This is a genomic window from Shewanella sp. Shew256, from assembly GCF_002196695.1.
Lineage (GTDB): Bacteria > Pseudomonadota > Gammaproteobacteria > Enterobacterales > Shewanellaceae > Shewanella > Shewanella mangrovisoli.
This window is the reverse complement of the sequence record NZ_NAJR01000004.1, coordinates 497,863-513,915: the sequence shown is the minus strand read 5'-3', so window position 1 is coordinate 513,915 and position 16,053 is coordinate 497,863. Positions and strand designations below refer to the sequence as shown.

Here is a 16,053-nt window from a genome sequence, read left to right as displayed (position 1 = left end):
AAGTCCACTAAAGAGCCGTTCGAGACTAGGACGTTGATAGGTCAGGTGTGTAAGCGTTGTGAGGCGTTGAGCTAACTGATACTAATGACTCGAGAGGCTTAACCATACAACCCAGATGGGTTTTACTGAAAATGTTCCAGACATTTTCCAGTACTTCCTCCTTCCCTGGAGGTCGTACAGTACTTAGCTTGAATACAAACACTTAAGAAGTGCAACTCAAACCAGCTTTCCGAATTCATTTACTGCCTGCGACAATAAGACAGGTAGTGAATAACAAATTTGCTTGGTGACAATAGCATTGTGGTCCCACCTGATCCCATCCCGAACTCAGAAGTGAAACGCAATCACGCCGATGGTAGTGTGGGGTCTCCCCATGTGAGAGTAGGTCATCGCCAAGCGCCTAATTTGATTTCACTTTTAAAAGTGAAGATAAACAGTCTCGTGAAGAGAGCAGAAAGCTAGCTGAATAAGCTGGCTTTTTTGTTTATGGCGTTTGCAATTTTTACCTCTTACTCCCTTTATATATTCCCACTTCACTCACTGTTTAGCTTGGTTTATCCCTAGCAATTTAGGCAAATAATATCAGGCCAATAAAAAGAGCAACCTAGGCTGCTCTATTCTGTATTGGATAGGTGTCTTGCTCGCTTGTTACTGCCAAAACTAACGAATACGCTTATTGCTCGTTAATTTTGGCCTTGAATTTTGCTTTGGTGGTGTCATCGGCGAGGTGATACCAATAATCCAGCATATGGCTGATTTCAGCTTGGGTCGGCGAGTCAGGTGCTGTGCCTTGTGTTACTGCAGCAGCACTGGCGGTTACGGCTGTTGATGGCGCAGAAGTGGCGGCTTGCAGAGTTGGTGCAGTCGTTGTTGCTGATACTTGAGGCTGGTTTTGCACTGCGGCAAGCGTTATCGATGCGGGATGTTGGCCTTGATTGTATTGAAAGATTTCCTGCTCGAAGTTTCGGCCTATCTGAAGCCCGTTTTTCACTAATCTGTCTTGATCAAAACTAACCGCTTGATTGTGCTGATCTAAAAGCGTGAGTGACGGTGACTCATCGAACTGCTTTGCAGCTTTTGCCGAGTCGATATTAGGCAGTTTGAGTTGTAATGCTTGGTCAGTTTCATTAAAGCGGATGATCAGTACGTCCGATTGATAGCGTACCGAATTAGCCTGTTTGCGATACTGGGCATTGTAGCGAAACGCGATTTGGTTCAATCCATCGCTCAGCGTGACTGGTGAGGTGCTTAATGGCTTTTGTCCATTCACGGTTAACAGCTCGACATCACTTGGCAGCTGCAGGATAACTTCGGCACAAACGGGTTGCAGGCTGGCAAGCAGTATGGCGGATGCGCACAGGATAGCAGAGGATTTCATAGGCTTTCTCTTGGTTGATATCACGCACTAATGATAAGTGAGATGGCCGTTAACACAAAGTGGAGAGCTAAGTTGATGGTCACAAAGAACACACAAAGGATGCATAAAGCGCGATACATTCATTGATATTTGGCTGCGATGTAGAATAAAGAAAAGGCTCACAGGGAGCCTTTTCTTGCCTAAGTACGAGACTGAGTTAAGCCTGACTTTGGCTTAACCTAAGCGCAATAACGCAAATTACTTCGCTTTATCTTGGCTTAGATTGATGCGGTACACGGCGAAACCGAGTTCATCTTTACTAATCTTGGTCATTTCGCGCTGTTTATTCGCTTCGATAAAGGCAGCGGCTTTGTCGCTATCTTGGGTTTGGAAGCGAATATCTAACGCAACATTGGTGCTGATGGTTTTGAAATCCCAGTTGTAGTCAGCACTTGGGTTGACCATGCCTTCATACTTGCCTGTGGTTTCGTTGTACTGAGATTGTGCCGTGATATAGGCCGCTAAGGCTTCACGGTTAGTATCTGGCAGTTCGAGTACCACATGATCACTGCCGGTACCGGCGAACTTGCCACCAAAGGCGCGGTAGTTATTTGAGGCCACGATAAATTCTTTGGCCGCAAACTCTTCGCCAGTGAAGACTTTACCGTTGGCATCTGTGTAGCTTAAATCGACAATACGGTTAGCATTGGCATTGACGACGGCGCAGTCGCGGTCGAACTTGCTCGGTTGAGTCACATCAATTTGGTAGGTCAAGCCATCGAGCACGTCGAAGTTGTAGGTTGGGTGACCATCCCAGTTGATTAACTCCTGCGGCGTGGTTTTGGTTGGATCGATTTGATTGAATTGGTTAGCCGAACACTCCAGCCAATCTTTCAGTTCAGCCCCCGTTGCTTTAACCGCCACCATAGTGTTGGGGTAGAGGTAAAGGTCGGCGGCGTTTTTAAAGGTCAATGCGCCTTTATCGACTTGTACATATTGGTCTGCATCGCTGGTCGTTCCGTGGCGACCACCGGCTTTGAATGGCGCAGAGGCCGATAAGACGGGCAGATCTTTTAACGCCTCAGGGAGTTTGGCTTTGACGTTAGCAATTTGCGCGTCAGAAACGATTTGTACGGTTGGATCGTCCTGCACTAAGGTCAAGAAGCTGTACATATCGGCGGCAGCAACCCCAATCGGCTCGTCCACGAAGGCGAGTGTACCCTGGTGCTCGGCGGCGACAGCATCATGGATAGCTGCATCGGCTTCGACTAACGGTGTTTTGGTCGCGCCATCATAGATAGGACGTGCCTTAGTGGTGGCACTGAGTACAGACCACTTACCGTCTTTACGCTCGAGTTTAAAGTCGACCACACCTAAGTTATCACCCCAGCGTCCAGGCATGACGGCTGGCACACCATTTAACAGACCCTTAGTCACGTCTGTATTAGGTAAGTCGGCGTATTTGGCATCGGGGAAAATAGAGTGGCTGTGACCAAAGAGGATGGCATTAATACCGTCAACATAGGTCAAGGCATAGGTTGCGTTCTCTGCCATAGGATCGCCAGGATTTTCGGTCGAACCAATACCAGAGTGGGGGATTGCGATAATCAAATCCGCGCCTTTCGCTTTCATTTCAGGCACATATTTCTTGGCGGTCGCAACAATATCTTCAACCGTTACTTTGCCCGTGAGATTTTGTTTATCCCACAATAAGATTTGTGGTGGCACAAAACCAATATAACCAATCTTAATGGTTTGGTTATTTCCTTCGCTATCGACGATTTGTTTTTCTTTAATGATATAAGGGGTGAATAAATGCTCACCTTTTTTCACATCATTCCAGCAGCCATTATCGTCGGCACAATAGACGTTGGCATTAATATAAGGGAATTCTGCACCATGAAGTGATTTATTTAAAAAATCTAAACCATAGTTAAATTCGTGGTTACCGATATTTCCTACTTCGTAATCTAATAGGTTCATTGCTTTATAGGCGGGGTGAACATCGCCCATTTGTAGGCCGACTTTAGCCATATAGTCACCCATAGGACTACCTTGAAGCAGGTCGCCGTTATCTACGAGTACACTGTTTTTGGCCTCTTTACGGGCGGCATGGATAAGGCTAGCGGTACGAGCTAGACCGATTGTCGGATCTTCTTTACCGCTGTAGTAGTTGAAATCCATGATATTTGTGTGCAGATCCGTGGTTTCTAATACACGTAAATCCGCTTGAACGATTTGCTCATCATCCGAGCCACAGGCGCTTACGCCTAAGGCGGCAGTGATCATCACTGCGAGTAGTTTTTTATTTAACATCGTTTTCTCTATTTATATTTATTTGACCCTAATACATGTTCTTTTGAGAACATGCCCATCATCCTGTTAATTCATGACGAAAGAACCGTTCGGTAATCGCGTCATTGAGTTAACGGACGGGGATTATAAAGAGATTTGATGATCTGAATGTGACATTAATTGGATAAAAGCTGTTTCAAATTGTGACTAGGCGCTTGATTGATTAATTTGTGCACCATGGCTGCGGTATTTTTATTCATCGGCTGGTTAATTCGATGTTGCCAGCAGTTTATTAAGAATAATTAATATTTGTTAGCTGATTGAATTTCGCCTGCGCTTATATTCGATGAATCTTTGAGATAATGTTGCCGATTTTTATGAGGTGTTTTTGCCTAAGCTTTTATTTATAAAATAAATTCTACCAGTTAAAAACTTGATTGTTTGTACGCCTTACCTATGACCGCTCGTCGCTCAATCGCAGACAAAAGCCCCTTGTTGCCGTCGTTTGACGGCCGTCACACATAAAGAGATACAAATTCCCCTCGATCCTAGGCTTTGAAAACTTGGCCGAAGCTCGCTTAACTTGCTAAGGTTGTGCGTCGAAAACGGACGCCCAAAGCATGCGTCAGTTGGAAGAGAAGCCAAAATCCGTTACTCGCACCTTTCACTTAAAAAATATAAAGACAGGGCAGTAACACTCTAGGGAGTTCCTATGCGTAAGTCTGTTATTACTACTGCCGTGGCCGCGGCATTGTTATTGGGCGCTTGCTCAGAAAAACCGGCAGCAAATACTGAGGCCGCCAATGCGGTTGCGACACAAGCCGCTGCATCGACTCAAGCGAATGCGACCAATGTGTTATTGAGTAAGAGTCCACTGCAGGATCAAGCTCCGCAGTTTAATCTGATAAAGAGTTCGGATTATGCCCCCGCGTTTGCGCAGGGGATAAAAGAACATGAGGCTGAAATCGCAGCGATTATCGCCAATAAACAGGCGCCGACCTTCGAGAATACGATTTTAGCCATGGAAACCTCGGGTGAGTTGTTAACTCGAGTGTCACGCACCTTCTTCAATCTGGCGGGGTTAATCTCCGACGATGATTTTCAAAAAAACGAGGCGGATTTAGCGCCTAAGTTGTCGGCTCACCGCGATAATATTTACTTAGATCCAAGTTTATTTGCCCGTGTCGAAACCGTGTATCAACAACGTGCTGGGTTAAATGCCGAAGATAAGCGCCTAGTCGAGTTTTATTACGAGCAGTTTGTACGTGCAGGAGCCAAATTATCCGATGCCGATAAAGCGAAAATGCGCGACTTTAACGCTGAGTTAGCGACCCTTGCGACTGAGTTTTCCCAAAACAGCTTAAAGTCATTTAAAGACGATGTGATTGTTGTGACCGATAAAGCACAACTGGACGGTTTATCTGACAGCGAAATCGCCACCTTAGCGGCCGCAGCACAGGCGGCGGGTAAAACGGGTTACCTGATCACCTTAGTGAATACGACGCGTCAGCCTATCTTAGCCAGTTTAAATAACCGCGAACTGCGCCAAAAAGTCTGGGAAACCTCAGCTCACCGCGCCGTTGCCAGCAATGGCCCTTTAATCGTGAAGATGGCGCAGCTGCGCGCTAAGAAAGCCAATTTACTCGGCTTTGATACTTGGGCAGCCTATGCCGTGGCCGACCAAATGGCTAAAACGCCAACTGCCGTGTATGAAATTTTAGATGACTTGGCACCTAAGGCGTTGGCTCACGCTAAGGCCGATGCGGCGGATATCCAAGCTGAAATCAAAAAGGCCGGCGGTAATTTTGAATTACAACCTTGGGATTGGGCTTATTACGCCGAGAAAGTGCGTCAGCAAAAGTACGCCCTCGATGAAAGCAGCATCAAACCCTACTTTGAATTTAACTCTGTGCTGAAGGATGGCTTGTTCTTCGCGATGCACAAACTCTACGGCATCAGCGTTAAACCACGCACCGATTTACCGGTATGGAATAGCGATGTCCTCGCCTTTGAGGTTTTCGATAAAGACAACAGCTCTATTGGTCTGTTCTATCTTGACCCTTATGCCCGTGAAGGTAAGGGCGGCGGCGCATGGATGGATGAGTTTGTCACTCAAAGCGGCCTACTAGGCACTAAGCCTGTGGTGTATAACGCACTGAATATCCCGAAACCTGCTAACGGTCCAACCTTGATGACCTTCGATGAAGTGACCACTATGTTCCATGAATTTGGTCATGCGGTGCATGGTTTATTCTCTAAGGTGAAATACCCGAGTGTGGCGGGTACCTCTACGGCACGTGACTTTGTGGAGTTTCCGTCTCAAGTTAACGAAGATTGGAACATTGACCCCGCAGTCATTGCCAATTATGCCAAGCACTATCAAACCGGTGAGCCTATTCCTAAAGCCCTACTCGATAAAATCTTAGCCTCGAATAAATTTGGTCAAGGTTTTGATACTGTTGAGTATTTAGCGGCTGCATTACTGGATATGGAATGGCACTCGATTGGTGCCGACACCCAAATCAAGGACGTGGAACAGTTTGAGCATCAAGTGTTAGCCAAACACGGCCTCGATTTCGCGCCAATTCCACCGCGTTATAAGTCGAGCTATTTTAGCCATGCCTTCTCGGGTGGCTATTCTGCCGGTTATTACGCTTACCTGTGGACGGAAGTGTTTGCCGCCGATGCCTTTGCTTATATGGGTCAACATGGTGGTTTAAAAGCCGAAAACGGCGATAAGTTCCGTGATGCGGTATTGTCTAAAGGTAACAGCGAAGATCTGATGCAGGATTACATCCACTTTACCGGTCAAAAACCCACGACCGACGCCTTATTAAACCGCCGTGGTTTAGTCGATTAAACGATTCATTGTAAAAAGGGCCAAAGGCTTGGTAGGGCAACCTATCAAGCCTTTTTTTACGCTATTGTTTTTCGATAATCTTTACTCTAAAATCCCGCCAAATTTGACTGTGGGATAGCTTCTTTATCCCGTATCGACGCCCCTCGAAAATCAGGCTCAGTTTTCCCTCCTTTGAGCCCTTGAGTACAGCTAAAGCGTAGCCTCTTATTATTGGATGTAGCATTAATGGTTTCGCAATTAAGTGAAGCAGTGCTGGATGTGATCGCTGACGCCTTGGTAGACAAAGGCTATATTTTTTTACCTGAGTTAATTCCTCACCCCATTAGCCAAGTATTATTGGAAAAAATCCAAGCAACAGAAATACATGAGCTCAAAGCGGCTTCGATTGGACGTGGTGCAGAGCAGCAACTCAACCCCGATATTCGCCGCGATAGGATCCAGTGGCTGGAGGAGCAGAGCGAGCCAGATAGCCTCTATTTAGACTTGATGACGCAGTTAAAGGATGGCCTAAATCGTCGATTATTTATGGGATTATTCGACTACGAAAGCCATTATGCTGTGTATCAACCCGGCGCTTTTTATAAGAAGCATGTGGACGCGCTAAAAGGCAGTCAAAACCGTATCTTAACCACAGTATTTTTCTTAAATCCCGATTGGACGCCAGTAGATTGCGGCGAGCTGATTATTTACGATGAAGCCGATAATGAGATTGAACGCATCGCGCCTAAAATGGGGCATTTTGTGATTTTCTTAAGCGAACGTTTCCCCCATGAGGTCAGTAAAACCTTAGCCCAGCGCAACAGTATTGCCGGCTGGTTTAGGGTGAGTAATAGCGTGCATGGGTTTTAATCTTAGGCAGTTTTGACTTGAGATAGCCAAAGGCTAATTGCGACGTAAAAGCGCAGTGTTTCTAAGTAAACACTGCGCTTTTTTGATCTTAATGGGGGTGTTTTATCCACTACCGCCAAATCGATGTCTAAGTCGTGCGCTTTGCTAGTTTGCACTAACGCTAGGCTAAAAGGGGAGTCATGACTATTTGAACTTTTTAGAGCCCTGCGTTATTTAGCTGCATCAGAACGACTACAACATCTGCCTAATCCAATTCATCAACATGTCATTTTCGACGGCGAAGCTTAAGGAAATCTTAGCGCCTGCACCTAGAATGAAATTATCAAATCACATTGAAAATAGAGGTTTTTTTATTTTAGATTAATGTTAGGCTAGTAAAAAATGTGCGCAAGGACACACTTTTTAGTCAGCTAATGGAGGCGATACTGTGGGCGAACGCGATCTTTTAGGTTGTTTAACGGGCGAACATGTCGTGCTGGAACCCCTCTCTTTATCCCATGTTGCCGCCTTGAGTTTAGCGGTGGCGGATGGCGAGTTGTGGCGTTTATGGTTTACCAGCGTGCCAGAGCCAAGTGAGATGAAAGCCTATGTGAGTAAAGCCTTAGATGAGAAAGCGCGCGGCGAGAGTTTCCCGTTTGCGGTGCGCGACCGTCTCTCCGGTGAGATTGTCGGCTGCACCCGTATCTGCCACTGGGAGAGCGAGCATCGCCATTTGGAGATTGGTTACACTTGGTACGCCAAGCGCGCCCAGCGCACGGGGATCAATACCGAATCCAAGTTATTACTACTGACCTTTGCCTTCGAAACCCTCGATGCCATTGCCGTCGAGTTTCGTACCCATTGGCATAATCAAGCATCTCGCCAAGCCATTGCCCGCCTCGGCGCTAAGCAAGATGGCGTGCTGCGCAACAATAAGATCCTCAAGGATGGCACGATCCGCGATACCGTGGTGTATTCGATTATCGATTCCGAATGGGCCACAGTGAAACACAACTTAGCATTTCGCTTACAGCAACGACCGGTAGAGTAAGGCGAATTGAGGCTTCAAATGGCGGCATTCATTCGCTATTTGGAGTCGCAACACGCACGTAGATTTGAGGTAGGAAAGGCCGATGGCAAACATTATTTCTCGCGCTGACGTATCCCATAGTCATGAGGTTGCCCTGTTATTTAATGAGTATCGGCAGTTTTACGGCTGTAAGGATGATGTTTTTGCGGCGGAGCAGTTTATTCGTGCGCGTTTGCAGGATGCCTCGTCCGTGGTGTTTATCGCGCGCTCTCCCGAGGGTATGGGATTGGGTTTTGTGCAGTTGTATCCCAGTTATTCATCGCTGCGTTTGGCGCCGATTTTTATCCTAAACGATGTGTTTGTCACCCAGCATGCGCGTTGCGTCGGTATCGGTCGGGGGTTGGTGCAACAGGCGACTGAGTATGCCAAAGCCCAGGGCGCTCGCGCCTTAGTGCTCGAGACCCAAAAGGAGAATGTCCGCGCGCAGGGATTGTATGAGGCCTTAGGCTTTGTGCGGGATCAGAAATTTTTAACTTACGAGCTTGAGATCCACTCATTGCTTAAGTAGTTTATGCTTAATTGCTAATAAAAAGGACAACAAGATGTTTAAAGCGTTTGCCGTTGCCGGCTTAATGTTAACTGTGAGCCATAGCGTAGTTGCCGATGAGGCAGAAAAGGCCTTTAGTAAAGAAGCCATTGAATGTGCTGCTTATTATCAAATCAGTTCAGAGGCCATTGGCGCCATGAATGCTCCGCAAATGCAGGCTGTGGGTGAGCGTTTAAAAACCTCTAAGGTCGAGGCTGAGAATCTGGCGAAGAAGTATCAGTCAGAAGCCGAAGTCACCCAAGCGGTGGCCGACGCTAAAGCGCGCCAGATCCAGAGCTTAGGCGGCTCAAGTAACTTAGGGGCGCTGATGGGCAAATATAAAGAAGAATGTAAAAACCTGTTAGCCGATCCGCAAAAGCGCCTCGATTACTGGACCATGGCCACCATGTAAGTATTGCGTGTGATAAACAAAGGAGCCTAAGGCTCCTTTGTTTTATTATCTAAAGAATGATTTTTTGAATTAGCGTTAAGCACCTGCAATAGAGTTGAGCTTTGGCGGGTCTTACTCCCTAGATAAGCAAGGGCCTGATGGCCGCGAATAAGGGCGAGAGATAACCAATGATCAGTTTGGCGATAGCAACAATCCTGAGCGCAGGTGTGTGCGTTTACCACTTAGTGGAGGGGAAACAAAAGCGGCTGCCGAAGCTGATGAATGCGCCTTTGTCTGAGCCAGATAAACAGTGGTTTAGCGCGCTATTCTATTGCCAATCGGTATTCTATTTATCCACTACCGCCGTGTTTTTGGTGTGCGCCCTCAAACTCCTTCCTGAAATGTATGGCTACAGCTTATTGCTGTTTTTGGGGCTTAATTACGGTATGTATGCGATTTGGCTTTTTTACGTGGCCTTATTATCCCCACCCCAAGCCAGCCTACGTCTACGTTTGCAATCCTTAGTGTTTCTATTGATAGCCTTGCTTGCTGTGCTGAGTCCACTGCAGTTACAAGCACTTTAGTTCGATTAACCATTTTACCCTTCAAAAGACGTGCTTTTATCCCTTTGGTTGATTTATGGATAAGGCTGAAGATTCACTTATCTATTTGCTCTATTGATCAATACAATAGGGACTATCTTTGGCAATTTACTTGGCTGGTTTGTTGCGCACCTAGTTGTAGCACTTAGTGATAGCATCTGGTGAAGTTGCGCTGTCACGTCAGGTAATAATAGGGAGATTTCAGATTGCGCTATCTTACCTCGCACGTCTATGAATGGCTGGAACAGGGACATATCACGCCAACCGAGGCAAATGAACTGTATCGACAGTTATCCGTACCACCCAACGCCGCCAGTTGGCGCAGCTTATTAGCACAGCTTTTACAATGGTCGGGGGCGTTAAGCTTTGCCTGCGGAGTGATTTTCTTTTTTGCCTATAACTGGCAGTCCCTCGAGCGAATGAGCAAGTTTGCGCTGATTGAAGCGGCGCTATTAATTAGCCTTGTCAGCTTTGTCTGGCTGTATTATCGCAGTGCGGCGAAGCGGCTCGTTGATCCTTCTCATTCTTTATTTGGAGCAACTCTTGCCAATGCTGCGCTGCTGGTGGTGAGCCTGTTGGTGGGAGGATTGTTAGCCCTGGTCGGGCAAACTTATCAAACCGGCGCCGATCCTTGGCAATTGTTCGCCATTTGGGCGCTTGCGATTCTGCCCTTCGCGTGGGTGGCAGGCTTTGACGGTCTATGGTTACTGCTGGTGGGGCTAGTCAATTTAAGCCTTGGGCTGTATGTCGATACGACTTCACTCTGGCTAGATGAACAGTTGTGGTTATGTCTCTTTGTGGTACTTAATCTGACTATCTACTACGGCTTTGTATTTCTCAGCAGTAGTAGCAGACGTTGGCATGCGCCATTTGTAGAGTATGCGAGTTCACTGACGGCCATGGGCTGTTTTACCTTACTGGTCTGTTGGATGATTTTTGAGCCGAGCGACACTAAGCCGCTGCTTGTCGGTGTGTGGGTTGGCTACGTTGGCCATCTATTGTTTGGATTCTGGTGGTTCAGGCACAAACGATTGCAGGTTTATCCCTTGGCGTTGGGTGGCTTTAGCTTGATTACCGTTGGCGCGGCACTATTCACCGAACTGTTGTTTCGCGATAGCGATCCCATTGGCGGCTTTTTGTTGATTGGGCTTTACATCATTTTAGCGAGCACTGGCTTAAGTGCGGTGTTAAGACGACTGCATCGGCAAGCTAAAGCGGGAATCTCGCCTACGCAGACACCCAGCGAGAATGAGGGGCTAAGCCATGAATAAGCACCCGAATGAGCTCCAGAATGAGTCGGCGCAATCTCTGTGGGAGAGTTTGTATACCAAGGGCGCAGTGAATTCCCCTGAGTTGCCTGAATCCCAAGACATGCCTTGGTATATCGCCTTGATGCAAGCCGGTGCAGCCTGGATAGCAGCTTGGTTTTTATTAGGTTTTATGGTGTCACTTTTCGATAGTTTGTGGGGGCGATTCGAAGGGGGCGCGGCACTCTTTATCGGTGGCAGCTATTTAGGCTTAGGGCTTGCCTTATATTGGGGCGGGCGCCAACAGCACTTTTTGCAGCAGTTTGCCTTTGCCTCCTGCTTAAGCGGCTCGCTTGCCTTGGCTTGGGGGCTGTTTGATTTACTCGGCGGAGCCTTCAATCTGGCTTGGTATCTGAGCATGGCTGCATTGTTTTTACTGCTTTGGGGGATTATCAAGCACACTGTGGCCCAGTGGGTATTTGCATTTGGCTGTAGTGTCTGTGTCACCGGCCTGTTGGCCGAGTGGCATCTCTTATCGTTAACGCCGACGCTGTGGCTATTGCTATCGAGTATTGTGCTACTCAATCTTCACCGCACTGGGCACCACTATCAAAGGGCGAGAATGTGGATTTTTGCCACGAGTGCAAATCTGCTCACCATTCAACTTATGCATGTGTTTAGTCTGGATAGGGAGTTTTCGCAGTTGTATGCCGTGGGGTGGCAGTCGGGGATAACCGCGATTCATTTACTGGTCGTGTTTGCCATCTGCAGCTTTTTGCTCCTGAGTCTGTGTAAGCAATGGCAGATCCCATTCACCCATCCTGCCATATTGTTCGCGCTTTTAGGGTTAGTGCTTATTAGTGCACTGTCTTTGCCAATGCAGGGCTTATCAACGGCTGTGCTACTGATATTGTTAGGGCACTACGGGCACGAGGTGTGGCTTAAGGGGATGGGGATTGCCTCTGGGCTGGTGTTTGCGGCGGGCTATTATTATTCCCTAGAGACGACCTTGATGCTTAAATCTCTGTATTTGATGGGATTAGGCGGAGTGCTTATTATCGCGAGATTGCTGATGTGGCGCTATTTTCCCATCAAACAAGTGCTGGTCGCAGCAAAGGAGCAAGCATGATGAATCAAGCGACCTTAGCATTAAGCCGTTTTCATAAGCGCGCCATAGTCTTAGTGGTGTTTACCGCTGCGGCACTGCTGATAAGCATCAACTGGCGAATCGCTCAGTTTGAGCAGTTATTACAGGATGGCCAAGTGGTACGTTTTGCCTTAGCGCCAGTGGATCCTCGCTCGATTATGCAGGGGGATTACATGGCCTTGGAGTATGCTATTGCACAGGAGGTGCGCGCCGCGTTGCCCGAGGGGATGACGCAGGGACAACTGCTGTTGACGCTCGACTCGCAAAAGGTGGCGCACTTTGTCGGTATTTACCGTGATCAACCCAAAACGGCTGAGCAACTCACGGTAGATTTTCGTCTGCGCAATCATAGAGTAAAACTCGCCTCAAATAGTTTTTTCTTTGAAGAGGGCCAAGCCGACCACTTCAGCCAAGCAAAGTATGGCGAGTTTAGAGTTAGCGATAAGGGAGAATTGTTGTTAGTCAGCCTACTCGATGCGCAGTTGCAGCCGCTATAACGGGCTACTCTGATGATCTTTAACAAGATGGTGAGCCATGCCCGCCATCTTCGCTATTTTTCCTAGTCCAATCCGCTAAATCGCCGCCTAAATATCCATCTTAAGTTGCAACTTGCGTGCAACTAATTTGTAACCTTGATTCCCTATAGTATCGTCAGTTTTCGAGGCTAAGCGCTTCGTGAAATCGTAAGTCTTTAACTTCAATACCAATATAAAAAATATACTTATTAGGGGTCATTATGTTTAATAACAAAACGCTGTTGGCATTAGCCATCAGTGGCGCGTGTGGATTTGCTCATGCAGCCGATAATCTGATTATTACTGAATATGTTGAAGGCAGCAGCAACAACAAAGCCATTGAGTTATACAACCCAACCGCCAGCAGCATCGATTTAAGCCAGTATCAATTACGCTTCTATTTTAATGGCAGCACAACGGTGGGCACGACTATCGCCCTGACCGGCACCTTAGCCGCAGGGGCGACTCATGTGGTTGCTGATAATGATGCATCGGCCGATATTCTGGCGGTGACAAATCAACAAAGCAGCGCGAGTTTTTTCAATGGTGATGATGCCATTGTGCTGACCTATCAAGATCAAGTGATTGATAGCTTAGGTCAAGTGGGCGTCGATCCCGGCAGTGAGTGGGGCAGTGGTGATTTATCGACGCAGGACAATACCCTGCGCCGCAATCCTGATCAACTAATCGCCGATCCCATTATTGATGATGCAGTCACCTTTAATACATGGTTAGGTTTTGCCAAAGACGATATCTCGGATCTGGGTAAGTTCAGCGCGGGCACACCAACCGATCCTGTTGAGCCGCCACCGAGTTCATTAGCCTGTGGTGAAGCCTCAACGCCTATCCATGCCCTGCAAGGTTCGACCAATGTCAGTCCGTTAAACGGACAAACCTTAGTGGTAGAAGCCATTGTGGTGAGTAATCAAGAAGCTGGCCTCAAGGGCATCTTCGTGCAAATGGCCGACAACGAAGCCGATAACGATCCACAAACCTCGGAAGGGGTGTTTGTTTATACCGGTAATGCGCCTACGGGTTACGTGGTTGGCGACCGTATACGCTTAAAGGCTAAAGTCACTGAATATCAAGGCTTAACGGAACTGACTACCGTTGCCGATCATAAGCTGTGTGCCGCAGGGCAGACCCTGCCGACAGCCGCCGTGGTGACCTTACCTGTGAATTCGAGCGATGACTTTGAACCCTTTGAAGGCATGCGCGTCCGCTTTAGCCAAGACCTGGTGGTGAACGAAGTCTACAACTTGGGCCGCTATGGTGAAATTTCACTCGGTAGCAGCCGTCACTTTATTGGGACGCAAGTGGCCGCGCCAGGCACAGATGCCTTAGCCGTCACTGCTGCCAATCTCAAAGACAGTATTTTACTCGACGATGGCTTAACGGCGCAGAACCCTGATCCTGTGATTTTCCCGGCGCCAGGTTTAAGCGCTTCAAACACTGTGCGTGTGGGCGATAAAGCAACGAGTCTGACGGGCGTTATGCACTATGGCTTTAATCTTTATCGCATTATGCCGACTGAGCCAGTTAATTTTGTGGCAGAAAACCCTCGTCCACAATCGCCAGTGCTTGCCGAAGGCGGCAACCTGAAAGTCGCTAGCTTTAACGTACTGAACTACTTTAATGGCGATGGACAGGGCAGCGGTTTCCCTACTGCGCGCGGTGCCAATACCCTGAGTGAGTTTGAGCGTCAAAAAGCGAAGATTGTCAGCGCCATGGTAGGGATCAGTGCCGATGTGTTTGGTCTGATGGAAATCGAGAACGATGGCTTTGGCGCTAACTCGGCGATTGCCGATCTCGTGGCGGGCCTCAATGCCGCCGTGGGTGAAAATCGCTATGCCTATGTTATTCCAAAGGTCAATGGCAACAACTTAAGTGCGATCGGTACGGATGCGATTACCGTCGGTCTCATCTATCGCAGCGACAAAGTGAGCCCTCAGGGTGATGCGCGTATTTTATCGAGTGCTAACTCTCCCTTGAATGACGCCGCGCAGCCACTGTTCGACGACAGCAAAAACCGCCCTATGTTGACTCAAGCCTTCGTGCTAAACGGCAGTGAGGAGAGTGTAGTCGTTGCGGTTAATCACTTGAAATCTAAGGGCAGTGAGTGTGCAGGCGATCCAGATATGAACGATGGTCAAGGTAACTGCAATATTACCCGTACCCGCGCAGCAACGGCGGCGGGGCAGTGGATTGCCGCGCAGTATCCAGAGCAAGGCGTACTGCTGATTGGCGACTTAAACTCCTACGCTAAGGAAGATCCGCTAAGCGCATTGGCTAACGCTGGCTTTAGCGAGTTGTTTGCAAAACTCGAAAAAGCCAATCCTTATTCCTATGTATTCTCGGGTGAATCTGGGCAGTTAGACCATGCACTGGCCAATGCCGCGTTAGTGGATAAAGTCCTAGATGTGACCGAGTGGCATATCAATACCGACGAGCCACGCGTGTTAGATTACAACGAAGAGTTTAAGACGGCTGCGCAGCTGCAAGACCTTTATGCCAGTGATGCTTATCGCTCATCGGATCATGATCCTGTGGTGATTTCACTCCTGCTTGAAGCGGAAAACGTGGCTCCTGAAGCCAGCTTTACTCAGCTTGTGAATGGTGCGAGTGTGCAATTGACTTCAACTTCCATTGATAGCGACGGCCAAATTGTCTCTACTCAGTGGGACTTTGGCGATAATAGCCAAGCCATGGGCGAGTCGGTATCCCACACCTATGCGCAAACTGGTGATTATCTAGTGACGTTAACCGTGACCGATAATGACGGTTTAAGCCATAGCAGCTCACATATGGTGTCTGTGGTGGTTGAGAATGTGAAAAAGCCACCCGTTGCACAAATTCAGCACATCAATTTATGGTTAGTCGATATGTTTATTTCGACCAGCTATGACACTGACGGTGTGATCAAACAGCATAAATGGAAGTTTGATAACGGTAGCCGTGCAAGTGGTCCTGTTGTGTTTCGCCAAGCACGCCGCGGGCTGCATACGGTCGAGTTAACCGTGAAAGACAATGATAAATTAACGGATACCACGTCACTGACCTTCCGTTAAGCCTTAGCCTCTTTCTTTAAATATCAAAAGCCTGCATTGCAGGCTTTTTTACGTTTATTCGCTTACTTTAATTCACAATCGCGTGCTTGAAATTCAAGCTAAGTCGCTGTAAGTACATCCTCGCTTA

12 protein-coding genes and 2 rRNA genes are annotated in these 16,053 nt (G+C 47.7%); 12 read left to right on the top strand and 2 right to left on the bottom strand.

From position 1 onward, the window contains the following. Nucleotides 1-106: ribosomal RNA gene (locus B5P39_RS10405) — 23S ribosomal RNA — on the top strand; the annotation flags it as partial. 176 nt (nucleotides 107-282) lie between these two features. Further along, nucleotides 283-398, top strand: a 5S ribosomal RNA gene (gene rrf / locus B5P39_RS10400). Between the two features lie 275 nt (nucleotides 399-673). On the opposite strand, the gene B5P39_RS10395 is transcribed toward rrf, so the two are convergent. Beyond that, nucleotides 674-1,378: a DUF2057 domain-containing protein gene (locus B5P39_RS10395; RefSeq protein WP_088211441.1), complete on the bottom strand. Its 705-nt coding sequence runs from the start codon at nucleotides 1,376-1,378 to the stop codon at nucleotides 674-676. Nucleotides 1,379-1,615: 237 nt separating this feature from the next. Then, the gene (locus B5P39_RS10390) at nucleotides 1,616-3,673 is read right to left on the bottom strand and encodes a bifunctional 2',3'-cyclic-nucleotide 2'-phosphodiesterase/3'-nucleotidase (RefSeq protein WP_088211440.1); all 2,058 of its coding nucleotides are present in this window, start codon (nucleotides 3,671-3,673) and stop codon (nucleotides 1,616-1,618) included. Nucleotides 3,674-4,364: 691 nt separating this feature from the next. Here B5P39_RS10390 and B5P39_RS10385 point away from each other — a divergent pair. The 10 genes from B5P39_RS10385 (at nucleotide 4,365) to B5P39_RS10340 (ending at nucleotide 15,926) form a co-directional block, all read left to right on the top strand. Continuing rightward, nucleotides 4,365-6,512 carry a M3 family metallopeptidase gene (locus B5P39_RS10385; protein WP_088211439.1) on the top strand — a complete coding sequence of 716 codons (2,148 nt, stop codon included), beginning with the start codon at nucleotides 4,365-4,367 and terminating at the stop codon, nucleotides 6,510-6,512. A gap of 225 nt (nucleotides 6,513-6,737) precedes the next feature. Next, on the top strand, nucleotides 6,738-7,361 hold the full coding sequence (locus B5P39_RS10380) for a 2OG-Fe(II) oxygenase (RefSeq protein ID WP_088211438.1): 624 nt from the start codon (nucleotides 6,738-6,740) through the stop codon (nucleotides 7,359-7,361). Nucleotides 7,362-7,788: 427 nt separating this feature from the next. Then, the gene (locus B5P39_RS10375) at nucleotides 7,789-8,391 is read left to right on the top strand and encodes a GNAT family N-acetyltransferase (RefSeq protein WP_088211437.1); all 603 of its coding nucleotides are present in this window, start codon (nucleotides 7,789-7,791) and stop codon (nucleotides 8,389-8,391) included. Nucleotides 8,392-8,473: 82 nt separating this feature from the next. After that, nucleotides 8,474-8,938: a GNAT family N-acetyltransferase gene (locus B5P39_RS10370; protein WP_088211436.1), complete on the top strand. Its 465-nt coding sequence runs from the start codon at nucleotides 8,474-8,476 to the stop codon at nucleotides 8,936-8,938. A gap of 34 nt (nucleotides 8,939-8,972) precedes the next feature. After that, entirely contained in the window at nucleotides 8,973-9,368 is a 396-nt protein-coding gene (locus tag B5P39_RS10365) for a hypothetical protein (RefSeq protein WP_011625878.1), read from the top strand. 167 nt (nucleotides 9,369-9,535) lie between these two features. Then, nucleotides 9,536-9,931 (top strand): hypothetical protein, encoded by a 396-nt coding sequence (locus B5P39_RS10360; RefSeq protein WP_088211435.1) that lies wholly within the window; start codon nucleotides 9,536-9,538, stop codon nucleotides 9,929-9,931. A gap of 224 nt (nucleotides 9,932-10,155) precedes the next feature. Next, nucleotides 10,156-11,220: a DUF2157 domain-containing protein gene (locus tag B5P39_RS10355; RefSeq protein WP_088211434.1), complete on the top strand. Its 1,065-nt coding sequence runs from the start codon at nucleotides 10,156-10,158 to the stop codon at nucleotides 11,218-11,220. Further along, on the top strand, nucleotides 11,213-12,325 hold the full coding sequence (locus B5P39_RS10350) for a DUF4401 domain-containing protein (protein WP_088211433.1): 1,113 nt from the start codon (nucleotides 11,213-11,215) through the stop codon (nucleotides 12,323-12,325). Before B5P39_RS10355 ends, B5P39_RS10350 begins: the two co-directional genes overlap by 8 nt. Continuing rightward, nucleotides 12,325-12,840 (top strand): GDYXXLXY domain-containing protein, encoded by a 516-nt coding sequence (locus tag B5P39_RS10345; protein WP_088211461.1) that lies wholly within the window; start codon nucleotides 12,325-12,327, stop codon nucleotides 12,838-12,840. Before B5P39_RS10350 ends, B5P39_RS10345 begins: the two co-directional genes overlap by 1 nt. A gap of 239 nt (nucleotides 12,841-13,079) precedes the next feature. Further along, nucleotides 13,080-15,926, top strand: coding sequence for an ExeM/NucH family extracellular endonuclease (locus B5P39_RS10340; protein WP_088211432.1), 2,847 nt, complete (start codon nucleotides 13,080-13,082; stop codon nucleotides 15,924-15,926). Nucleotides 15,927-16,053 lie beyond the last annotated feature (127 nt).

Excerpts from the sequence above, each read along its gene's own strand:
- B5P39_RS10345 (WP_088211461.1), top strand. The coding sequence starts at position 12,325 with ATGAATCAAGCGACCTTAGCATTAAGCCGTTTTCATAAGCGCGCCATA.
- B5P39_RS10390 (WP_088211440.1), bottom strand. The coding sequence starts at position 3,673 with ATGTTAAATAAAAAACTACTCGCAGTGATGATCACTGCCGCCTTAGGC.
- B5P39_RS10350 (WP_088211433.1), top strand. The coding sequence starts at position 11,213 with ATGAATAAGCACCCGAATGAGCTCCAGAATGAGTCGGCGCAATCTCTG.
- B5P39_RS10385 (WP_088211439.1), top strand. The coding sequence starts at position 4,365 with ATGCGTAAGTCTGTTATTACTACTGCCGTGGCCGCGGCATTGTTATTG.
- B5P39_RS10370 (WP_088211436.1), top strand. The coding sequence starts at position 8,474 with ATGGCAAACATTATTTCTCGCGCTGACGTATCCCATAGTCATGAGGTT.
- B5P39_RS10340 (WP_088211432.1), top strand. The coding sequence starts at position 13,080 with ATGTTTAATAACAAAACGCTGTTGGCATTAGCCATCAGTGGCGCGTGT.
- B5P39_RS10360 (WP_088211435.1), top strand. The coding sequence starts at position 9,536 with ATGATCAGTTTGGCGATAGCAACAATCCTGAGCGCAGGTGTGTGCGTT.
- B5P39_RS10365 (WP_011625878.1), top strand. The coding sequence starts at position 8,973 with ATGTTTAAAGCGTTTGCCGTTGCCGGCTTAATGTTAACTGTGAGCCAT.
- B5P39_RS10395 (WP_088211441.1), bottom strand. The coding sequence starts at position 1,378 with ATGAAATCCTCTGCTATCCTGTGCGCATCCGCCATACTGCTTGCCAGC.
- B5P39_RS10380 (WP_088211438.1), top strand. The coding sequence starts at position 6,738 with ATGGTTTCGCAATTAAGTGAAGCAGTGCTGGATGTGATCGCTGACGCC.